We start from the raw sequence: 22,888 nt of genomic DNA, 5'->3' as shown, positions 1-22,888 counted from the left end.
ATCAAAAAAAGTCTTAATATTTTATAAACATTATGTTAAAAAGGTGTAATAAATTAAATATTCATTAAACAAACATTTAATTATTTTTCAAACTTAAGTATTCTTAAAAATATAAAATAATGATTATCAATAACTTTAAACCATGGTAAATATCTTTAAAACTAAAAAAGTAACTTTTATCAGAAAGATAATTTATTAAAATTCTAAATAAAAAAAGTGGCTTAAAGCCACTCAAAAAATTATTAAATAAATCAGTTCAGATAAAACTCATATTTATTTAACAGCTGAATTTCCTTTATCAGTTCTCCGTTAAGATTTACAGATTGTTTCATAGACTGCAATTCAATCTGTGAGTCATCTTCAATATTCTTAATATAAAATTTGATTTTTTGCGATCCCTGATTTTTTTCTAAAACTCTACGGAAAAAATTGAGATCTTCAGGACGGAAATCCATTACATCCATTACCAAAGAAATACTTTTTGCATAACGCTCAAATGCTTCCTGAAGTTCTATCACATCCACCACATTTACAAATACCCTTCCGTCTTTTACCTGAGCAAATTTTATTTTTAAAATCACAAAACGCTGTACTTCGAGTTTTTCTTTCAATTTCATATAATCCCGGTCTCCCAGCCTGAAAGAATATGATCCTGAGTAATCCTCCAATGTAAGAAATGCTACTTTTTCTCCACTTCGAAAGCCGTCTTTTACAACATATTCTGTAATCAAACCCGCCACAGTATATTCTTTTCCTCCGCCACCATTTTCCCTCTCTTTTTGTATGGTTTTCCAGTCTTTTTTCTTTTCCTCAAACAATTCCTCCTGCTTATTGGCAAAAGCCTGTTCCTTATATGCATCTACTTCATCAAGATTCAGAAAACCAAACACTCCTTTAGGCTCAGCTTTTTTCACGATTTCTTCTATAATTTCCTCTTCACCTGTCAAGACTTCATCTGAAACTATTTCTATCAGATCAGCTACATCTTCCGGTGCTTCCTGTTCAAGAATCGGCACTTCATCAATGACTGCTTTTACATCATCCCCTTTTTCGAGTACTGCTTTTTTTGAAAGCTCTCCCTGTATAAACTGAAACTGAAATTTAAATTCATCCAGCGGATGTGCAGAAAGATAAAATCCGATAATTTCCTTTTCTTTATTTAATTTATGCATATTCGGCCATTCAGGACAAGGCAGCAACTTAGGCTGTTCGATCTGAACTTCTTCAGCAAAATCAGCAAATAGAGAATTTTCCATTTCATTCTTACTCTCCTGAAAGCTCTGTCCATAACGGATCAGTCTTTCAAGATTTGTTCTTCCCGACATATCAATATCAAAATACTGTCCTCGATGATAAGAATCCAATTCATCAAAGGCACCTGCCAAAACCAAACTTTCAGCTACTCTTTTATTCATCTGAGACGGCAGAATTCTTTCAAAAAAATCATAAATATTTTTAAATCTTCCATTTTCTCTTTCTTTCGTAATCGCTTCACTCGGACCTTCGCCAATTCCCTTAATCGCACCCAGACCAAAACGAATCTGTCCTTTTTCGTTTACTGAAAATTTATACTGAGATTCATTTACATCCGGTCCTAAAACGTCTACACCAATACTCTTACAATCTTCCATGAACATGGTAATAGAATCTGAATTGTTGATGTTGTTACTCATCACACTCGCCATATATTCCGCAGGATAATTGGCTTTAAGATATGCTGTCTGATAGGCAATCAATGCATAACAGGTAGAGTGAGATTTATTAAAGGCATATTCGGCAAATGCTTTCCAGTCATTCCAGATTTTTTCTAATCTTTCTTCATTAAGGCTATTTTTTCTTCCGCCTTCTATAAATTTAGGGTACATTTTATTAAGAACATCAATCTGCTTTTTACCCATTGCTTTTCTCAGCGTATCAGCTTCACCTTTGGTAAAATTTGCCAGTTTTTGGGATAAAAGCATTACCTGCTCCTGATAAACAGTAATTCCGTAAGTTTCCTTTAAATATTCTTCAGTTTCCGGTAAATCATAGACAATCTCCTCAATACCGTGTTTTCTGTTAATAAAATTAGGAATGTATTTAATAGGACCAGGACGATATAATGCGTTCATAGCAATAAGATCGGCAAAAACCGTAGGCTTAAGCTCCCTCATGTATTTTTGCATTCCGGGACTTTCATATTGGAAAATTCCGACTGTTCTTCCTTCTTTGAATAACTGATACGTTTTTGTGTCATCCAACGGGATTTCATCCGGATTAATATCAATCCCATATCTGGCTTTTACAAGTTTTAATGCATCTTTTATAATGGTTAAAGTTCGCAGCCCCAAAAAGTCCATTTTCAGAAGACCGGCACTTTCCGCTACCGAGTTATCAAACTGAGAAACCAGAATATCTGCATCTTTTGCGGCAATTGTGACCGGAACAAGATTACTTACATCTTCCGGTGTGATAATTACTCCACATGCGTGGATTCCGGTATTTCTGATGCAGCCTTCCATTTTTTTCGCACTTGCCAAAACATCATGACGGGGATCGTGAGGACTGTCTAAAACAAGTCTCATTTCATCCACGAGCTGCTGCTCTTCTGGTTTCAGCTTATCATATTTTGATAAAGCTTTGGCGATATTCATTCCCGGACTCGGAGGAATCAGCTTTGCAATATTGTTCGTATCGGGAATTGGCACATCCAGTACTCTTCCCGCATCTTTTATTGCAGATTTCCCTCCCAATACAGAATAAGTTATAATCTGTGCTACCTGACTTTGTCCGTATTTATCAATTACCCATTTGATGATTCGGTCTCTTCCTTCGTCATCAAAGTCAATATCAATATCGGGCATGGAAACCCTTTCAGGATTTAGAAATCTCTCGAAAAGGAGATCATATTTAATAGGGTCTACATTGGTAATTCCAATACAGTAAGCTACCGCAGAACCTGCTGCAGAACCACGACCAGGACCAACCCAAACACCCATATTTCTAGCTTCATTACAGAAATCCTGAACAATTAGGAAGTAACCCGGATAACCTGTATTGGCAATAACTTCGAGCTCAAAATCCAGACGTTCTTTTATTTCATCCGTAATTCCGGTTTCAACATATCTTTTTCTGGCTCCTTCGTAGGTTAAATGGGTTAAATAAGCCATCTCACCTCGTTTTCCGCCGTCTATCTCATCTTCAGGATGCACAAACTCCTGTGGAATATCAAATTTCGGAAGAAGAACATCTCTTTTTAAAGTATAAGGTTTAAATTTCGATGTAAATTCTTCGTAAGCATCAAATGCATCAGGATAAGCCAGAAAAGCTTCTTTTATTTCATCTGCGTTTTTGATATAATATTCTCCTGTTGCCAATCCTCTTCTTTTTCCAAAACCTTTTCCAACAGGTGTTGTCAGTTTTTCACCATCTTTAATGCAGCTTACAATATCCTGAATATTGGCATCGTCTTTATTGGTGTAAAAAGTTTCGTTCTGAGCTAATATTTTAACATTATATTTATCTGCAAAATGCAGCAAAACATCATTCAAATGCTCTTCTTCTGGCAGCTTATGATTCTGGATCTGAACATAAAAATCATCACCAAAAGTACCTTTCCACCATCTGAAAAGCTCCTCCCCTTTCTGTTCACCGGTATTTAAAATCGCATCAGGAATATCTCCGTTAATTCCCGACGTTAATGCGATTATTCCTTCTTTATATTCAGCAATTAATTCACGGCTGATACGCGGAACACCGAAGTAAAAACCCTTTAAAAATCCTATACTGGAAAGTTTTGCCAGATTTTTATATCCGTTAAAATCTTTTGCCAGCAAAACAACCTGTGTTCTGCGGTCAGGATCGTCTTTGGTAAATTGTTTTTGCTCATAACGGTCTGAAATATAGAACTCGCAGCCTACTACCGGAATTAAAGGTTCAGAAACTGGTTCAGGTTCATTAAACTCAATTCCGTTTTCTTCTGCTTCCTGCTTTTTGGCTAAATATTCTTTATGCTTTTTTGCTCTGTCGCCATTTGCGGCTTCTACTGCCGAAACAAATTTAAAAGCTCCCATCATATTTCCCAGATCGACCATTCCGACCGCAGGAAACTGATCATCTGTAGCTTTTTTGATCAAATCATTAATACTTGAAGTCGCCGATAAAGTGGAAAAAACACTGTGATTATCAAAGTTGAAATATTTTCCGAGATCAATCTCATCAATACTTCCGAAATCTTTCTGTTTTTTCTTATTATTAAAATCTGCAACCTGCCTTCTGATAACAATATTAAAAGGCTTGACCGGATCCGGATGAAGTGCTTTAAAATAAGAAAGCTGATCTTCAGAAATCTTTAAAACTTCAGCCGGAATCACGCCGATTCTCATCATTTCAAAGAAAACCTGTGCTGTAGCATTTACGTCGGCTGCTGCATTGTGGGCTTCATCAAATTTATGACCGTATAACTTTTCGTATAATTCTTCCAGTTTTGGAGATTTGTATCTTCCGCCTTTTCCGCCTCCAAGCTTACAATATTCTGTTCCCAGAATCATGGTATCTGCTTTTGGCTTATCCTGAAGGTTGTCTTTTATACTCTTGCGGAAAAATTCTGCTCCTACAATATTGTAATCAAACTCCACATTGTGTCCGGAGACCACTCTTACTTTCTGAAGAACTTCTGCAAACTCATTCAGAACTTCCTCAAGATCACGACCTTCTTCATTGGCAATTTTCGTGGTAATCCCGTGAATTCTGGCAGCGTTGAAGGGAATATCGTACCCTTCCGGTTTTATAATATAATCCTGATTTTCAACTAAAGTTCCGTCGTCATCATGCAGCTGCCATGCAATCTGAACCATTCTGGGCCAGTTATCTGAATCTGAAAGCGGTGCGTTGAAATTCTTAGGTAATCCTGTTGTTTCGGTATCAAAAACTAAATACATGTAATTTTCTTAGCTTTTTAATTAAAAAAGAATGTAAAGTTAGGGTATTTTTTTAGTTATAACAAGATATGACCTGACAGTTATTAGTTAACCTCAGTTCGGGATAAGAAATAAATTTAAATAACTGATTTATAGCATCATATTAATTTATCGCAAAAAAAACAAAAGATTTTTTACTTTTTGAAAGTTTTTAAGCTAAACAAAGACACTTCGTTTATTGAAAAAAGACAAAAAATGGTATTATTTTGATAAGTTTTACGCCTTTGTATATCTTAAAAGCTGAATTCTTGATAATTGAATCTCTTTGTTTAACATTGCGTTTAAGAAAACTTATCCCGAACTCAGGTTAGTTAAAATTAAGGCAAAAAAAATCCTCTTACCAAAAGGAAAGAGGATGATATTTCAATTAAAATAATTCTATGCTTTTTTAGTTGCCAAAGAATATATTTTTTTTCCCGTTGAGATGATCAATAAAGCAATTAAGCCACCCGCTAAACCGAAAATAACTTGCTTCAGCATTTCATTCCAAGTTGGCAATGCATGATGCAGATAATCAATATTATGGTCAAAGATTCCGCCCGCAACCAAAATCAGCGCAATAGTACCAATTACTCCCAAAGCTTTAATAACCCAAGGAAGTGCTTTCACAAGCAAATGCCCTAGTTTTGCAAAAAAACCTTTATCATTACTTTTTTTAATTAATTTAAAACCTGCATCATCCATCCTCACAATTAATGCTACAATACCATAAACACCTACTGTTGCAATAATTGAAACCACAGAAACAGTAACAATTTCTACCAGCAAAGGATCAAATTGTGATTTAAGACTTTCATACCCGGTCTTTGCAGCAGCAAGAGCAATAATCACAATCTCCAGTGAAAGAATAAAATCAGTGGTTACCGCAGATTTTACTTTAGCTTTTTCTGCCACTTCGCCTTCCTCAACAATATCATCAGATTCCTTAATTACCTCATGCCCTTTTTTTTGTCTGTGAAATAAAAATTCTACAATTTTCTCTACACCTTCATAAGCTAGATAAAATCCACCTATGATTAAAATAATATTAATCGCCGGAGAATACAACCACTCCAGAAGAAAAACAAAAGGAACAATAATAAGCTTATTGATGAAGGAGCCTTTCATAATTTTCATCAACACCGGAATTTCTCTGGATGAAAGAAAACCTGTTGCTTTCTCTGCGTTTACAGCCAGATCATCTCCCAATATTCCTGCTGTTTTTTGAGTCGCAATTTTACTTGTAACGGCTACATCATCCATCAAAGCAGCAATATCATCTAAAATCGCAAAAAAACCTGATGCCATATTTTAATAAATTTTTAATCTTTGTTAAGTGATGCAAAAGTATATATTTTTCGGTATATAAATATATGACGGGATAGATTTATTTTCCGGAAAACTATTTTGCAGATCACAATAGATTCATATTTCTCCTTACCTTTACTGTATGAAAAAACTAATCCCGAAATACCCTATTTTTGTTCTTGGATTTATTGGTTTTATTCTTAATTCTTGTAACACTAAATTCCGGGTTTGGGTGGGAAACGATAGTCAGAAAATTTACAATTTGAAATACGGCGAACATAAGCGCCAGAAAATGGATGTTTTTTTGCCCGCAGAATATCCGAAGGATTCTCCGGTGGTACTTATAGTGCATGGTGGTGCATGGAAATACGGAAGAAAAGAACACATGATTAAAATTCAGAAGTTCCTTTTTGAAAACAATATCCCAAGTATCAATATAAATTACAGGCTGGTTGCAAAAAGCATTACTTACCGACAGCAGCTGGAAGATATACAGTCAGCCATTGAAAAATTTAATTCGCTATCTGAAAAAGCAGAACTCAATCCTGATAACTACATTATTCTAGGAGAAAGTGCAGGCGGACATCTGGCTTTGCTCTATGGTTATAAAAACCCCGAAAGAATAAAAAAAATCATCTCACTCAGCGGTCCAACAGATTTTTATACAGACGAATATCTCAACTCTTTTTATTCCCGGTACACATCCGGAACTGTACAGAAAATGGTGGGAACAAAATTTAACCGAAAAAATCTTTCTGAAGAATTTAAAACAGCCAGTCCGATTGCAAATGTAAGTAATGTTCCTACATTGCTGTTTCAGGGTAATCGGGATTTTCTGGTTAATTACAGACAAGGTTTAGCATTAGATTCTGTACTTACTGAAAAAAATATTTCGCACCAATTGGTTTTTATGGATAAAACGGGACACGCTCCAAGATTTTTCAACCGTAAAAAGAGAGACAGCATCATTTATCCTGCAATTTTGGAATGGATAAAAAAATAACCTGCAAATGCAGGCTATTAAATTATATTAATCTTCTTTATCAATCAATTCATCCAATCTTTCATCTTCCAGTTTAGGATTTCCTTTTGGTGCTCCAAATACAAATTTAAGAACTACCGGAACAGTAGTAATTAATACGATTACAATAATAATAAATTCAAGTTTATCTTTCAGATCAATTCCAAATTGTGCTCTAAACAGCTCATTCAGGTAGTGCCCTGCAAAAATCAGAATAAAAGACCATAAGATACCTCCAATCACATTATCTCTTACAAATTGCCTTCTGTCCATCTGTACAATTCCCGCAACAATCGGCATAAAAGTTCTTACGACCGGTAAAAATCTTGCCATGATAATTGCTAAAGCTCCGTTTTTCTCAAAGAAATCATGCGCCTGATACAAATATTTTTTCTTGAAAAGCATGGTATCTTTCTTATTATACAAAGCAGGACCTGTTTTGCGCCCAAACCAATATCCTACCTGATTCCCGACAATGGCAGCAATTGCAACGGCTGTTGCCAGTAATGTAGTATCTAAAAAATCACTACCGGTAGAACCGAAAGTCTCTCTGATGATTTCTACCGCATAAATTCCTGAAACAAAAAGCAGTGAATCTCCGGGAAGGAAAAACCCTACAAACAAGCCTGTTTCAGCAAAAACAATAAATAAAATCAGCCAAAACCCACCCATTTTAATGTAGAGTTCCGGGTTTAATAAATCTTTCCAGCTATTGATATCTTCCATATGTAATGATAAGTAGCAAAAATAAGCTTAATCCTTTTGAAAAGGAAATATATTAGCACTTTTTAACGAAAATTCTGACATGAGATTTATAAGTCTACATCATTATCTGAAACGGCTGTTCCATCTGCCATTAAAAATGCTTTCAGAAACGGAGTCAGATTACCGTTCATTACTGCATCTACATCTGAAGTTTCATATCCTGAGCGTACATCTTTTACCAATTTATAAGGATGCATTACGTAATTTCTGATCTGGCTTCCCCATTCTATTTTCATTTTGTTGGCTTCTATTTCATTTCGTGCTTTCATTCTTTCTTCCAGTTCCATTTCGTATAATCTGGAGCGAAGCAACTGCATTGCTTTTTCTTTATTCTGAAGCTGAGAACGGGACTCGGAGTTTTCAATAATAATTCCTGTTGGGGCGTGACGAAGGCGAACCGCTGTTTCCACCTTGTTTACATTCTGTCCTCCTGCTCCGGAACTTCGCATGGTTTCAAAAGAAATATCTGCAGGATTGATATTGATTTCTATCGTATCATCTACCAAAGGATAAACATATACGGAAACAAAACTTGTGTGACGTTTGGCATTAGAATCAAACGGTGAAATTCTTACCAAACGATGTACACCGTTTTCACCTCTTAGATATCCGAAAGCAAACTCACCTTCTATTTCAAGCGTCACCGTTTTCACTCCGGCGACATCACCTTCCTGAAAGTTGAGTTCCCGAATCTTATACCCCTGTTTTTCTGCCCACATTGTATACATTCTCATCAGCATTGAAGCCCAGTCACAGCTTTCGGTTCCTCCTGCTCCTGCTGTAATTTGCAGAACTGCTGAAAGCTCATCACCTTCATTAGAAAGCATATTTTTAAACTCAAGATCTTCAATTTTTTCCAAAAGTTTTGGAAAAGTTTCGTCAAGCTCTTTTTCAGAATCGGAATCTTCTTTAGCGAATTCCATCAAAACCTGAAGATCCTCAAACTGTGTATTGATTTCTTCATAATCTTCCACCCACTTTTTCTTAGAGCGAAGCTGTTTTAAGAAAACTTCGGCAGTCTTGGGATTGTCCCAAAATTCCGGAGCAGCAGTTTTTTCATCATCATTTGAGATTTCTATCTTTTTTTTGTCAATCTGCAAATACCTATGAAGGTCTTCAATTCTTGACTGTACTTCTTTTATCTGGTCGTTATTAATCACGATTCTATAATTTTTGCAAAAATACGGATAATTTAAGAGTGAAAACAGATGACTGCAAGGTATTTTACTTAAGTTTTCCGTTTATACTTTTGGAATAAAAAAACATAAAAGACTAATTAACAAATAATAAAACCCATCACAAATGCAATGGGCTTGATTTTGTATAAGATAATTTTAATGCTATTAAGCGACTATTTTAAAAAATTTATCTCAAACATTCGTAAACAATATTCCCTGCAAACGATGCGCCTTCAAATCTAACCGTAAAAGGTCTGTTTGTACCAGAAAGTATCACTCTAAAAATACCATTTCCTAAGTTATACGTCCAAGTACCCGCAGTAGATGTATCAGCAGTAGTTGTACCACCATTAAACCTCAAGTTATGCAACTCCTGAACACCCGTATTGGCTCCCGTTGTAACTAGAAGTTCAAGGTACAATCCATTATTAAGACCATCTAAATTAGAAAACACTCTAATTAAAGTAACATTTTTATTTGCTGCTGAAGTATTACATGGTGTAATAGTAGTGCTTACCCCATTTGCAGAACTTACCCGGCCTGCTCCATTTCCAAGTGTATTAACATCTGGTGACCAAACAGGCGGACTATCTGAACCTGTACTTTTTAGGATCTGAAAATTTGTTCCAGGATCATTATTAGGCATTAAGGCACCAGAAAATTTGATGTTCCCGTTAACATCTAATTTTTCAGAAGGAGAAACAACACCTACACCGAGATTTCCTGTAGATCGAAGCACCAAAGATGGTGTAGTGAGAATACCGTTATTGTAAAATTCATATCCTGTAAGATTAGTAGTTCCGTTTCCTTCATAAGTAGAGAGTATTGTGCTAAGTGTGGCAACAGCTCCATTTCTTCTCCCATTAAAATTAATTCTGCCTATTTCATCATTTGCAGCAAGATTTACTCCTCCATTGCTTCTTGTTAGAACCAATCTAGAAGGTGTAGAATCTGTTGAGTTAACCACCACTCCCGCATTTGCATTTTCTACATTTATATTTCCTCTTACATCTAAAGCTTGCGTAGGAGCAGCAGTCCCTATCCCGATCCTATTTGCATCTGCATCTACAGAAAAAGTAGTGCCGTCAACCGAAAAAGCATTAATACCAGTACCAGTAAATTGCATTGTATTGGTTGCAGAAAGATTAGAAACCGTTGTAGCTCTGGTTAAATCACCACCTAGTTCTACGAAGTTGCTTGGGGTTTTTGTGAGTCCGTTTTGAGCATCAACAATGCTACTGGCTGCCGGATTGGTAATTTTTTTTGCAGTTCCATTTGATGATAGAACCAAAAATTCATCGCCAGTTGCTAAGGCAGTTGCTGTAGGTACGCTTCTGAATCTTACATTACCATTTACGTCTAATAATTCTGAAGGTATAGTAACCCCTATGCCCATTCTGCCATCAGCGCCAATTCTTGCTTTTTCTGTGCCTAATGCACCAGATCCCGAACTCGTCAAGAAACGAAGTGGAACAGGGTTAGTAGTTGCGTTTGAACCCACATCTAATGTGGAAGCATCCAATCCTGCAAATACTTGTGCATTTGATTCTGGAAAAGACTGCAAACTAAGTCTAGAGACTGTTCCATTACTATTTCTATCGGGAGAAGTAATAATGATGTTAGCCAATCCAGTGGTTGAGCTAGCTAGAGCTTCTTGTGAAATTCCTGCATTAGGAGAAAAAACTGTTCTTTGGTTGGTTCCTGTTATGGCAAGGCTATTTCCATTCTGTGTTACCGTTCTGTTATTAGTAAGAGTGCCATCATCTTTGTAAAGATTAATTTCTGGAGCAGGATCTCCTGCTCCTATTTTAACCCAAAGCGATCCATTAAAATAGTAATAACCGGATGTAGTCATGTTAATTCTTTGTCCTGAAGCTGTACCTGCTGTAACATCTGTAATATAAACTAAAGCGCCACTTTGATCTGTTCCGTAGAGCAATTCTCCTTTGTTGGTTAATTCTTCTCTTGTTAATCTTGGTGCTTGCAGACCCGTAATGTCTGTTGCTAAGGAAACTCCTAAGGCATTTGTTTTGCCTCGTACATCCATTGTAGTTTTGGGATCTGTGGTATTAACACCTACTCTGCCTTCTTGTCCCAAACATAAAGCAGATACTAATGACATAATTGAAAATAAAACTTTTTTCATTTTTCTCAAATTTTTAATTAGACGTATCATTACAATTCAAAATAATTGAATAAGAAATACTATACAGACTAATAAAAATTTGAGAAAAAAGATTAAATTTTTATTTATGTAAACAGCTATATAGGTCATTCTTATTTCTTCTACCGAATAAATTCATATTATTAACCTATTTGTTTATATATATGTCTTAATAATAAAAACATATAATCATTATAATTTAGATGTAAAATTAGCAATATAATTTTTAAAAAACAAAAATAAATACCACATATTATAAAATATACACTTAAATTAATACAAATAATTAAAATATAAATAAAAATTAATTATACATGTTTTCTCAACTGTCCCTACAATACCGACTGCAGGAACAGCATTATTTAATTTTTGATTTATGGCATTCTATACGTTTGGAAAGTTCCTTTAAAAAATGCTTGATGATTTTTATTAGCTAATCCTGTAGTAGTATTTTTTGCCCAATAATGAACATTGATGGTTCTGGTTATTGGAGAACCGCTTGTATTATTGATTTCGATAACGTGGTTCAATGTAGTAGCATTACCTGTAGACTGCCAATGAGTAGGATTTAACTCGGTTATTTTCCGTGTTGAAAATCCTGTACCTACAGTTGCTACAGTAGACCCATTAACTCTAAGTTGAAACTGCCCACTTCCATAGGTAAAGTTTGGCGCTTGAGGATCATTAACCTTTACTGGGTGTTGCACTACAGCATTTCCTGAAACTACTACTTTATAAGTTGTATTTGCAGGTACTGTTACATTAATTTGTGCGCCATCAATTAGATTGGTTACCCCTTCTGCTATAACTCTTTCTCCTTCTATATTCCCTGCATTGATAAATCTAGGTTCACTGTTAAGAATTTCGTTAACAGCTACGCTTTTCACGTTTCCATCGATAGCTATTGCAAGGACTCTGTCTCCATTATTTACATCACCCTCAATCATATTTTCTATCCTTATATTACCATCAATATGTAATTTTCTAGTAGGGTTATTAGTTCCTATACCGATATTTCCGTTCTCTTGTATCGTAAATCTTTCTGTATTATTAGAAGAATAAACTCGCATAATAGCTCTATCAGCATTTTGGTTTACCACTTGTAAACCACCAGAATAATTTGTTAGGTCTCCAATACTTAAAGCGCCTCCTTGAATATTGAATTTAGACAATGGATTATTGGTACCAACCCCAATTTTTCCTTGTGCACCAGTAAAATTTAAGCTCTTATCATTTAGCTCAATAGAAGTATCTTTTAGCAGACTACCACCAAGCTGCACAGTAGTACCATCTTTGCTAAGACCGTTGTTGGCCGGGTTATCTACTCCACTGTTTGCGGCAGGTAAAGTAACTGTACTAGTAACACCATTTACGGTGCTGGTAAGTGTAGCTCCTGCGATAGTAAGCAAATTGGTAGTAGGACTACTTATTTGTTTCCAAGTACCACCATTGGTTGTTGTAGACTTGTTTTCATAAAACCAAAAACCCGGCTTTAATTCGCCTTCAGTAGCACCTACCCCTGCTTTACCACCGTCTTTGATGTTATAGACAATCAATCCATCATAACGAGTAGGATAAGAATTTCCTATTCCTATAGGCGCACCCCCAAAAGAAGTAAATCTAGATAAATCTGTTCTGGGAAAAAGCATACCTTTTCCAATGTTTGGAGTTTCATTTAGAGTAAAATTGGATGAAGCATCAATAAAAGCAGAACTATTAACTGCTTCTTGAAGTGTAGTAGTATTTACAATTCTAACTTGTGCAGACGACAAACTTGCTGTGGCAAGAATAAGACCTGAAACTAAAAATTTTATTTTAATATAATTATTTTTCATTTTTTTATGTTGTTAATTGAATGATTATCAATAGAATTAGTAACCTGAAGCACGAATCCAAGAGCCATCTCCCGTACCTCCTATGTAAATATAAGTACCCCCTGAACTACCATCTAAATTTGCATGACTTCCTTCTCTTACAAGCGGCTTAATAGTAACTGTCGCACTGCCTTTTTGTGATATATACACAACTTTACCAACAGCAATACCGTTAGCAGATGTTGGTAAAGTAACTGTTTGAGTTGGGACATTTATATCTAATAATAAAACATCGTAAGTTGCTGAAACAGGTGTTGCACTACCTGCTGTAATTACAGGAGATATATTTAAGCTTGTTGATGGTGATGGCAGTGGTAATAACTTAGCTGTGCCGTCAGAAGCCAACACCATCATTTTGTCTCCTGCTGTTTCTGTACCAGAAGGCACTTGTCTAAAACGTACATTTCCACCCACATCTAAAGATTCTGTTGGGCGAGTTGTTCCAGAGGTCTGAATCCAACTGTTTGGCGCAGCAATCCCTACTTTACCATCATCTGTTACCTCAAATTTTCTTAGAGGGAGTCCTGTATTTATTGAAGCATTAGAATTTGTTCCTGTTAGTACCAAAATGGGCTCAGAAGATTTCTCATTTCTGATATGCGCAGCAGCAACTGTAAGAGAGGTAGAACCTCCTACAGTAAGCTTATCAGTTCTGGTCATACCATCTACATCTAATCTTAACTTTTCGGTTGGTGCACCTACACCTCCCGTTCCTGTAGGTGCAGAAGTTCCGACAAGAATACTTCCGTTGTTTGTGGCTGTTTCAGTAAAATTAAGTTTAAAATTACCTAACGCAACATCTGTATTTTTCAATAGTGTACCTCCTAATTGCGCATTGTTCGTGGTAGACATCGTAAGACCATTATCAGCCGTTATACTGGTTGTTCCAGAACCAGAGCCTATTTTTATCCATTCTATCCCATCAAAGTAGTAATATCCTACAGAGGTTACATTTTTTCTTGGTGAGGCTGAATCTGCGTTTCCTCCTGTAATATCTGTAATATAGATTAATGCACCTCTTTGATCTGTACCATAGATGGCTGCTTTATTGGTCAATTCTTCTCTGGTTAATCTTGGTGCTTGCAAACCCGTAATTTCAGTTGAAGGAGATTTACCATCGGAGCCCACTTTGCCTCTCACATCAAGTGTAGTTTTAGGGTCAGTGGTATTGATACCCACTCTGCCCTCTTGCGCATAAAAAAGACTTGTAGCAAGAATTGCTACTGTTAATAATTGTTTTTTCATTGTGTTAAATTTTAAAAAGATTATGTTTATTGTTTTTTTGCGATGGTTATACTGTCTTTTTTTAATTCTAGAGCAGTTCCTTTGCCTAGTAATTCGTAACCGCTACCTGTATATCTTATTCCTGAAGCGGTTTTTTGTGCTTCTAGTTGTACTTGATTACCTTCAAAAAGTACAGTGGCTGTTTGGCTAGAATTATCGAAAATAATATCTATTTTTTCCTTTTCTTTAGTGAAAAGACTATCCATTACCAAATCTTCTGAAATATCAGATTTAGTTACAGAATTTTCTGTATCCTTAGAATTGCTTAGTGGTTCTTTTTTTTCTGTTTTTGTGCAAGACATTAGAAGTATGCTTGCCAAAAGAAATACTGTTTTTTTCATTTGTGTATGGTTTGTTTTTAGAATGTATTTTTTTATTCACCAATTTTAATTATACTTAATTGGGTTCTTTTTGCATAGAGTTCTCCGCCAGTACCAGTGCAATTTCCTGATTGTCCTCTTCCGAATCTTATTTGCCATGTTTGCCCAGCATTAAGTCTTGCTGTATAGGTTACAGTACCCCCATGGTTAGATTGTCCTCCTTGATTATGAGAGCTTGTGGAGTGAATTCTAGTTCCAGCAGGTATTACATCACCTGCCGCAGTTGTATCAGGAAAATTTACTATGTATGAGCTAATAGTACAGCCTGTGTTGTTATGAAGACCTTCATAGATATAAGAAATCTGAAAAAGACCAGCTGGGAATGTTATAGTACTAGTAGATGCATTATAGGTTAATCCAGGGATGTTATTCTTTAATAAAGTCATAGGTGTTACAACAGTATTTCCTGCAGCAATACCATTTAAAAAATTATTCTGTTGGTTTGTTAAAAACCAAACAGCAGGGGTAGGGATTGATTTTTCGTTCAATAAATTATCTAAAGAGTTTTTTCTTACTACACCCGTGTTGCTTATCGTTAAGATATCATCTGCTATTGCAGCGGTTTGTACACCTGTCATCGTAAGCGGATTGGCTGTACTTGCTATATGTAGTTTGGTGTTTGGTGACTCGGTACCAATCCCTACATTACCTGTTGGAGTAATTAGCATTTTTGTACTCGCATTGGTCATCAATTTAAAATTATGATTAGTATTTGTACCAAAAGTAGCCCCAGTATTATCTACATAAGAACTTAGTTTTATTGTGCCATTAGAGTGTTGAAAACCTGTGCCATCTCCTGTTACTATTTCTAAGGGCCTTTCTGGTGTAGTTGTTCCTATACCAACTCTGTTATTAGCTGCATTTACAGAAAATGTATTTCCATCAACAGAAAATGCGTTGGCTGCTGTTCCTGTCAGCGCTAATGTTTTATCGGCTTGTGTAATTATTGTATTGGCATCTAACGTTCCGCCTAATCGTACTGCCCCTGCAACAGTTTTATTAAGACCATTTTCTGCGGTAATAACTGCATTGCCTGCAGGATTCGTAATTTTTTTAGCAGTACCGTCTGATTCCAATACTAAAAAAGTATCACCCGCTGCTAAACTAGTTGTGGTAGGCACACCTCTAAAACGCACATTGCCGTTTACATCTAATTTTTGAGTAGGAAGATTAGTGGCTATTCCCATATTTCCACTACTAGTAATTCTTGCTTTTTCAGTTCCAAGAACATTGGTTGCTGTAGTAGTATTAAAAATGATGGGAGCTGGAGCACTAGTAAAATGTGTTCCTATAGTAAGAGAAGAAGCATCGTCTCCTGCTAAAATCTGTGCAGCAGTTTCTGAAAAAGATTGTATGAATAAACTTGATGATTTTCCATTCGAATTGTTATCAGGAGATCTAAGTGTAATATTAGCTACGTTAACTTTCCCTTCTTGTGTTAAACCTCCAGTAGGAGAAATAGTAGTTTTTTCATTGCTTCCATCGAACGTCAAGGTTTTACCATCTAAAGTAACAGTTCTGTTAGAAGTAAGTGTCCCGTTATCTTTATAAAGATTAATGTCAGTAACAGGCAATCCACTTCCTACTTTCACCCATTCTGTTCCATCAAAGTAGTAATATCCTGCTGCTGTTACTTTAGTGGTTTTGCCACTATTGGGTGCTGCACTTGTAGCATAAACTAATGCCCCTGTTTGGGCTGAGGTATAAACTGCATCTTTTGCACTTAACTCAGCACCTGTTAATCTTGGTGCGATGATACCATCTACATTTGTTGCTACCGCAGGCTTCCCTACGATATCTAAAGTAGCTTGTGGTGTTGTGGTATTAATCCCCACTCTGCCTTCTTGGGCAAAAAAAAGACCTGTAGCAAGAAGTGCTACTGCTAATAATTGTTTTTTCATTGTGTTAAATTGTAAAAAGGTTACGTTTATTGTTTTTTTGCGATGGTTTTATTGTCTTTTCTTAGTTCTAAGCAACTTCCTTTGCCTAGCAATTCGTAACCGTCACCTGTATATCTTATTCCTGAAGCTGTTTGCTGACCTTTAAGCTCAACATGACCTCCTTCATAAAATATTGAAACCGTATTGGTAGCATTATTGAAAACTATATTCACCAGATACCCTTTGTTGGTGGTTAAAGTATCGTGTATTAAATCATCAGGAATAATATTTCCAGATGAAATCATATCAGTATTTCTGGAAATTTCTAATGATTTTGATTGCTCGTTACGTTTGCAGGATAACAGCAAAATGCTTATTGCAATTATTGATAACTTCTTCATTTGTGTTCAGTATTTTAGCAATTCTTTAGAGTATAAATTAATAACCCATTTTTGAAATAAAAGCCAAGTCTAACTATTATTGTAGATCTATGAAAAATAATTTAACAATAGACAACAGTTGACTGTGCTTATTTTTTAATAAAAAAGCCTTGCAATGATTTACAAATATGTAAAAAGTGCATTAACTGGGAAGATATATGCACCATAAAAGAAATTATGAAAATGGCGGAGGTCTTACTGAAAAACTCGAGCGATGGTTTACTGAAGCAAAATTATTTTGATACTTCAGATAATGCAATACAGAGTAGCCGGAAAAATGAATAAAAAGCTTGCTATAATTATTTAGAGTACCTGATTGGTATCTCTTTAATTGGTCTGTTACGCATCCTTTTTCTGATAATGAAAGATATACAAACGAAAAGTCACTATTCGTTTTAGACGGTAGTATAGTATAATTGCTTGTTTGCTTTTTGATAGATTGAGAAACCTCGTTTATCTTATCCTTTTTTGTAATATTGGCTAATTTTCTTAGCAATCTTTTCTTTGGATCATTGGTTTTCCAATAAACCTTTTTTATTTGTACTTCAGCATAAGTATCAACTATTGGGCTTTGAATTGAATCAGCATTGATTATTGTGATATTGTTTTCGCCGTGCACCAAAGTATGACCTGTAACATACAAAACTTGCCCAAAAAAATTATTCCCAATTAACAATAATAAAACAGCAATAAGTATCCTATACTTACTGTTACTATTTATTCTTATAACAAAAGCTATTTTATTAATCATTGTTTTATATATCTTCTATGAAGTCTTTTTTAACTCTCTAATTGATCACGGAAATCTTTCATAAACTTTTCCCTGAGCATCAACAATTGTATTTTCGTTGATTTTTTTAAAGTAAAAAGTAAAATCTTCTTGATTCTGAAAGTTTGAGTTTGGCATATTATGAGAGCCAATTGTACCGTTTACAATGTTTCCTCTGAAAGAAAAAGCATATTCAGTATCAGATTTAGTTTTCAGAAAAAATCTACCTCTTGTAAGATAGCTGGAAAAACTATAATCTTTTCCGTTGCTATCTATCGTAATAAAATCGTTATTGGTAAAGCGGTATCTTATAAAACTCTTTTCTGCCCAGTTTCCAAGAATCCAAACAGGCGGATCTATAGTCTGCGTTTCATCTTCTGAGGCGCAAGAAAACGAAAAAATAATTATAAGAATACAAAAAAAACTTTTGATTTTTAAATTATCCATTTTAATTCTAAATATTACACAAGAAACAAATTCTCTCATTATCAAATATTGGCATTGTTTCTTTGTTTTTGTTTTGTATTTGTGAGAAACTAAATCATGCAGCTCACCTTTAAATTATATCGTATTTGGGAACATAAATATTCTGACAGCAAAGAAACAGTAATAGCTGTATAAACAAAAAAAATCAACTACTCAACGAGTACTTGATTTATTAAACAATTGATAATCAAATAATTAATCAGAATCAATATGTTTTCTGATCCATACAGTAAAATCCTCATCTTTGGAAAAGTCTAATTTTTTACGGAGATTGTAACGGTTGTTTTCTATTGTTCTTAAAGATCTGAAAGTATATTCTGCAATCTCTTTATTAGAAAACCCTAAATAGATATAAGCACACAAAACTAGCTCAGAAACTTTTAGTTTAGAATTTAAAACAAGCATTTTATTTAAAAAATTAGGATACAACTCTTGGAATCTTGCCCAAAAAAGAGGATCATTATTTTTTGCATATTCCACAACCTCAGAAAAAGATACATTTGCTTTCACCTGTAACTCTTCTACTTCATTATATTTTTCAGTAAGGTGGTTCTTCAATTTGCTTTGTTTGAGTTTCAATTTTCTAATAAAAAAAGTAACGGCAATCGTAATAATCAAAAGTAAAAATATTGCAGGCCACATGATGTTTTTAAGTAATTGAGTGTCTTTCTTTTTCTGATCATTCAATGTCATTTCTAATACCAAATCAACATTTCTATCCTTAATAGCCTTTTCTCTTTGCTGATAATAAACATATTTTTTGAGATACTGGTTTTGTTTCGCTCTATTTCCAAGTTCTTCATAAAGCTTTGAAACATCATGGTACGGTTCTGAAAAACCAGCCTGAATATTATATTTTTCCATCGCATTTATTGATTTTAAGTAGAAATTCAGGGCTTTTTCTTTATCTATTGAAGCGTAGTATTTGCCCATACCGTGGTAATAGATATATAAAGACTTATCATCATATTTCATGCATATATCATAACTGCTATTTAAGGATTGTAACGCTTCTGATCTTCTATTAAAATTCAAAGCTCTTAGAACCCTTAGATAATGAGAGTTTACATGAAGATCTGCAAACGTATTTATTGGAAGTTTATCAATAAGGCTACGTTCTTTAGAATCATATAGCTTTATAGAATCTATATTATTCATTTTTTCATGAACCACTATAAGATGTTGATAATTTCTAATCTCACTAGACGTTTTCAAATAATCATCTTTAGTATTTCTTAAAATAGCAATTGCTTTGTGTAAACTTTTTAATGATTGATTAAACATTCCTAAATCATAATATGTAGCACCTTCGATATTATATAATAAAGATTTGCGAAAATAATCTTCATCATTACAATTTAGCAATCCAATTTTCGTGTATTTTAGGGTGAGACTGTATAAATTTAAATTTACACTGCTGGAAGCCATATATATACAACTTTCTGCAGTATATTTTTTATTATTTTTCGCCAGATTATAAGCTTCATAAGCTTTAGCAAAGCATTTATAATCATCAAAATTGTCTAAATAGTATTCGGCTTCTGCAAGATTTTTCTTTATAACTGAGTCTTTCTTTGATTGTGAAAACGAAGAAAAACCAGCAAATAATAAAATAAAAAAAAGATATTTCATAATAAAGAAAAGAATTAAAGAAAAGAAAATAATTACGCAAATAAAAATATCAAATTTTAAATTTTATTCATCATAAAATTTATTCAATAAAATTATTTTTAACAAAGCGTAATATTTTATTTAAAGATAAAAAATCCTTTCAAATTACTCTGAAAGGATTCTTTATATGAAAGAGCATAAATTATCTTGCGATATTTACCGCTCTTGTTTCTCTGATAACCGTTACTTTCACCTGTCCCGGATACGTCAGTTCGTTTTGGATCTTTTCTGAAATATCGTAAGACAACTGAGAGGCAACTTCATCGTTTACTTTCCCGCTTTCAACCATTACTCTCAATTCTCTACCTGCCTGAATTGCGTATGCTGAAGAAACACCGTCAAAGCTTAATGCTGCAGATTCCAGATCTTTTAGTCTTTGAATGTAAGATTCTAAAACCTGGCGTCTTGCTCCCGGTCTCGCTCCTGAAATAGCATCAGCAACCTGAATAATTGGTGATAAAAGCGAAGTCATTTCAACCTCATCATGGTGAGCTCCGATTGCATTCACAACTTCTGCATTCTCACCAAATTTCTCAGCCCACTGCATACCCAAAAGAGCGTGAGGAAGTTCAGATTCCTGCTCCGGAACTTTTCCTATATCATGCAAAAGACCTGCTCTTTTAGCTAATTTTACGTTTAAGCCTAATTCTGCAGCCATTGTTGCCGCAATATTTGCAACCTCTCGTGAGTGCTGTAAAAGATTTTGTCCGTAAGATGAACGGTATTTCATTCTACCCACAATTTTAACTAATTCAGGATGCAAACCATGGATTCCTAAATCAATAATCGTTCTTTTACCAACCTCAATAATTTCCTCTTCAATCTGCTTTCTGGTTTTCTCTACAACTTCTTCAATTCTCGCAGGGTGAATCCTTCCGTCCGTTACCAATCTGTGAAGAGAAAGTCTCGCAATCTCCCTTCTTACAGGATCAAAGCATGATAGAAGAATGGCTTCCGGTGTATCATCAACAATTATTTCAACTCCTGTTACAGATTCCAAAGCACGGATGTTTCTACCTTCTCTACCAATGATTCGTCCTTTTACTTCATCAGATTCTATATTAAATACAGAAACAGAATTTTCAATTGCCTGTTCTGTACCGATTCTCTGAATTGTCTGAATAACGATTTTTCTAGCCTCGCTTTTTGCATTAAGCTGAGCTTCCTCCATAATGCTCTGAACATGCGCCTGAGCTCTTGTTTTCGCTTCAGCTCTCATTGTCTCTACCAATTCTGCTTTGGCTTCTTCTGCAGTATAGTTGGAGATTTTCTCCAGCATTTCAACCTTTTTGGCAGTTGCAGAATCCAGATCCTGCTGTTTTTTATCTAAAATCTCATTCTTCTTTGCATAATCTGCAATTTGTCTGTCAAGATCTTTTTCAAGTTTTCCGGTTTTGCTTAGCTCATCATTAAGCTTATTTTCCTTGTCTTTGATTCTCTTCTCTGCCTCCTGCATTTTCTTTTCCCTAACCTGAATATCTGCATCATGCTGAGATTTAAGCTCCAAAAACTTCTCTTTTGCCTGAAGATGTTTTTCTTTCTTTATGGATTCTGCCTGTACTGTGGCTTTTTCCAATAAGTTATCTGCATTTTTCTTTGCATCGTCTATGATAAATTTTGCCTTGGTATTGAGCGAGCTTTTAGAGAAAAACATCCCTACTGCAGCTCCTATTACCAGACAAATAACGCCTATAATAATAGCGGTTGCTGTCATAATATATATTGAGTTTTAATTGTCTAACTATCTTTTCATACTATTAAAAAAATGATACTAGAAAAATATTAATCATTATAAACCTGTTAATAAATTCCGCTATTTCTTTTAACAATAATCCATAAAAAAACCTACAGCAATCCAGTGATTTAGAGTAAACTCCTAATCAACACGATTTGAACTGATTTCCACTGTCTGTAATCCGGACGAACCGGCACGCCATTCAATGGACATTTGTTCGGTAATTGTTTAGCGTTGAGTTTACCTTTAATGTGTTAGAATTACTGTAGGCAGATTTTCCCGGAAATTATTTTCCGAACTCTTCCAGCGACTGATTAATCTTTATTAGCCTTTCGGTGGAAGATTTTATATTTCTTTCATGATTCAGAGCAACAACTTCAGCATTGGTTCCCAGTTTAAGGGCGCACATTGCCAGAGCATCCTGTTTATCTCTTACATCAAAATTCTGTTCAAAATCTTTAATCATATTTTCGATTTGCTTCCCCACTTTACGCAAAGTTTCTTCCTCAGCTGCGGGTACATTCAGAGGATATATTCTTCCTGCAATATTGATGGTTATTCTCCTTACCTCCATTATAATCCGCTGTTTTGAAGCTGTGCAATACAAAAGTCTACTTCTTTTACCAATCTGTTGATATGGTTTTTCATGAGTCTGTTGTGCTCAGGATTTCCTGATATTGCTGAATACAATTTTATATTTTTCTGTTCTTCTGCTAAAACCTGATTTTTCTTTCTTTCCTCTTCATATTTCTTCTTCAGCGCTTGATGCTCCGTGCTAAGATCAGAGAATTTATCAGAAAGACTTTGATAACTTTTTTGAAGATTCAAAATCTTTTTTTCCAGTTCTGAAAATTGAGTTTCTAATTCTTGAAGCATTTCAGGCTTTTATTCTAACTAATAGCAAAAATAGGAAAATATTACCATCAACAAAAATAAATGTCTCTATATTTTGACAAAACAAAAAACGGAGATGCCATGCAACCCCGTTTTATATTA

17 protein-coding genes are annotated in these 22,888 nt (G+C 34.8%); 1 reads left to right on the top strand and 16 read right to left on the bottom strand.

The features are described from left to right. Positions 1-251 precede the first annotated feature (251 nt). Together dnaE and FNE73_RS03555 are read right to left on the bottom strand one after the other, a co-directional pair. Positions 252-4,919, bottom strand: coding sequence for a DNA polymerase III subunit alpha (dnaE, locus tag FNE73_RS03560; RefSeq protein ID WP_143883389.1), 4,668 nt, complete (start codon positions 4,917-4,919; stop codon positions 252-254). 417 nt (positions 4,920-5,336) lie between these two features. Beyond that, positions 5,337-6,245, bottom strand: coding sequence for a DUF808 family protein (locus FNE73_RS03555; RefSeq protein ID WP_143883388.1), 909 nt, complete (start codon positions 6,243-6,245; stop codon positions 5,337-5,339). A gap of 142 nt (positions 6,246-6,387) precedes the next feature. On the opposite strand from FNE73_RS03555, the gene FNE73_RS03550 reads away from it, so the two are divergent. Then, complete coding sequence (locus FNE73_RS03550) at positions 6,388-7,248, top strand: alpha/beta hydrolase (RefSeq protein WP_143883387.1); 861 nt, start codon at positions 6,388-6,390, stop codon at positions 7,246-7,248. 27 nt (positions 7,249-7,275) lie between these two features. On the opposite strand, the gene FNE73_RS03545 is transcribed toward FNE73_RS03550, so the two are convergent. From FNE73_RS03545 to FNE73_RS03480, 14 genes are all read right to left on the bottom strand, one after another. Next, on the bottom strand, positions 7,276-7,992 hold the full coding sequence (locus FNE73_RS03545; protein WP_143883386.1) for a DedA family protein: 717 nt from the start codon (positions 7,990-7,992) through the stop codon (positions 7,276-7,278). An 86-nt stretch (positions 7,993-8,078) separates the two neighbouring features. Beyond that, positions 8,079-9,191 (bottom strand): peptide chain release factor 2, encoded by a 1,113-nt coding sequence (gene prfB, locus FNE73_RS03540; RefSeq protein WP_143883385.1) that lies wholly within the window; start codon positions 9,189-9,191, stop codon positions 8,079-8,081. Between the two features lie 205 nt (positions 9,192-9,396). Beyond that, entirely contained in the window at positions 9,397-11,355 is a 1,959-nt protein-coding gene (locus FNE73_RS03535) for a hypothetical protein (RefSeq protein WP_143883384.1), read from the bottom strand. Positions 11,356-11,747: 392 nt separating this feature from the next. Then, positions 11,748-13,208, bottom strand: coding sequence for a hypothetical protein (locus FNE73_RS03530; RefSeq protein ID WP_143883383.1), 1,461 nt, complete (start codon positions 13,206-13,208; stop codon positions 11,748-11,750). A 36-nt stretch (positions 13,209-13,244) separates the two neighbouring features. Next, positions 13,245-14,492, bottom strand: a complete 1,248-nt coding sequence (locus FNE73_RS03525) for a hypothetical protein (protein WP_143883382.1) — start codon at positions 14,490-14,492, stop codon at positions 13,245-13,247. A 26-nt stretch (positions 14,493-14,518) separates the two neighbouring features. After that, entirely contained in the window at positions 14,519-14,872 is a 354-nt protein-coding gene (locus FNE73_RS03520; RefSeq protein ID WP_143883381.1) for an MliC family protein, read from the bottom strand. A gap of 32 nt (positions 14,873-14,904) precedes the next feature. Continuing rightward, positions 14,905-16,812 carry a hypothetical protein gene (locus tag FNE73_RS03515; protein WP_143883380.1) on the bottom strand — a complete coding sequence of 636 codons (1,908 nt, stop codon included), beginning with the start codon at positions 16,810-16,812 and terminating at the stop codon, positions 14,905-14,907. A 26-nt stretch (positions 16,813-16,838) separates the two neighbouring features. Continuing rightward, positions 16,839-17,192 (bottom strand): MliC family protein, encoded by a 354-nt coding sequence (locus tag FNE73_RS03510; RefSeq protein ID WP_143883379.1) that lies wholly within the window; start codon positions 17,190-17,192, stop codon positions 16,839-16,841. 214 nt (positions 17,193-17,406) lie between these two features. Continuing rightward, entirely contained in the window at positions 17,407-17,982 is a 576-nt protein-coding gene (locus FNE73_RS03505; RefSeq protein ID WP_143883378.1) for a hypothetical protein, read from the bottom strand. A 45-nt stretch (positions 17,983-18,027) separates the two neighbouring features. Further along, positions 18,028-18,447, bottom strand: a complete 420-nt coding sequence (locus FNE73_RS03500; RefSeq protein WP_143883377.1) for a hypothetical protein — start codon at positions 18,445-18,447, stop codon at positions 18,028-18,030. Between the two features lie 234 nt (positions 18,448-18,681). Next, positions 18,682-20,118 (bottom strand): helix-turn-helix transcriptional regulator, encoded by a 1,437-nt coding sequence (locus tag FNE73_RS03495; RefSeq protein ID WP_143883376.1) that lies wholly within the window; start codon positions 20,116-20,118, stop codon positions 18,682-18,684. A 181-nt stretch (positions 20,119-20,299) separates the two neighbouring features. Continuing rightward, entirely contained in the window at positions 20,300-21,871 is a 1,572-nt protein-coding gene (rny, locus tag FNE73_RS03490) for a ribonuclease Y (RefSeq protein ID WP_143883375.1), read from the bottom strand. A gap of 307 nt (positions 21,872-22,178) precedes the next feature. Then, complete coding sequence (locus FNE73_RS03485) at positions 22,179-22,466, bottom strand: cell division protein ZapA (protein ID WP_143883374.1); 288 nt, start codon at positions 22,464-22,466, stop codon at positions 22,179-22,181. Beyond that, positions 22,466-22,768 carry a hypothetical protein gene (locus FNE73_RS03480; RefSeq protein WP_130912961.1) on the bottom strand — a complete coding sequence of 101 codons (303 nt, stop codon included), beginning with the start codon at positions 22,766-22,768 and terminating at the stop codon, positions 22,466-22,468. Before FNE73_RS03480 ends, FNE73_RS03485 begins: the two co-directional genes overlap by 1 nt. Between the last annotated feature and the right edge of the window lie 120 nt (positions 22,769-22,888).

The organism is Chryseobacterium binzhouense, assembly GCF_007474545.1.
Taxonomy (GTDB): domain Bacteria; phylum Bacteroidota; class Bacteroidia; order Flavobacteriales; family Weeksellaceae; genus Chryseobacterium; species Chryseobacterium binzhouense.
The sequence above is the reverse complement of the archived record's forward strand: the minus strand, read 5'-3'. Positions and strand labels throughout refer to the sequence as shown.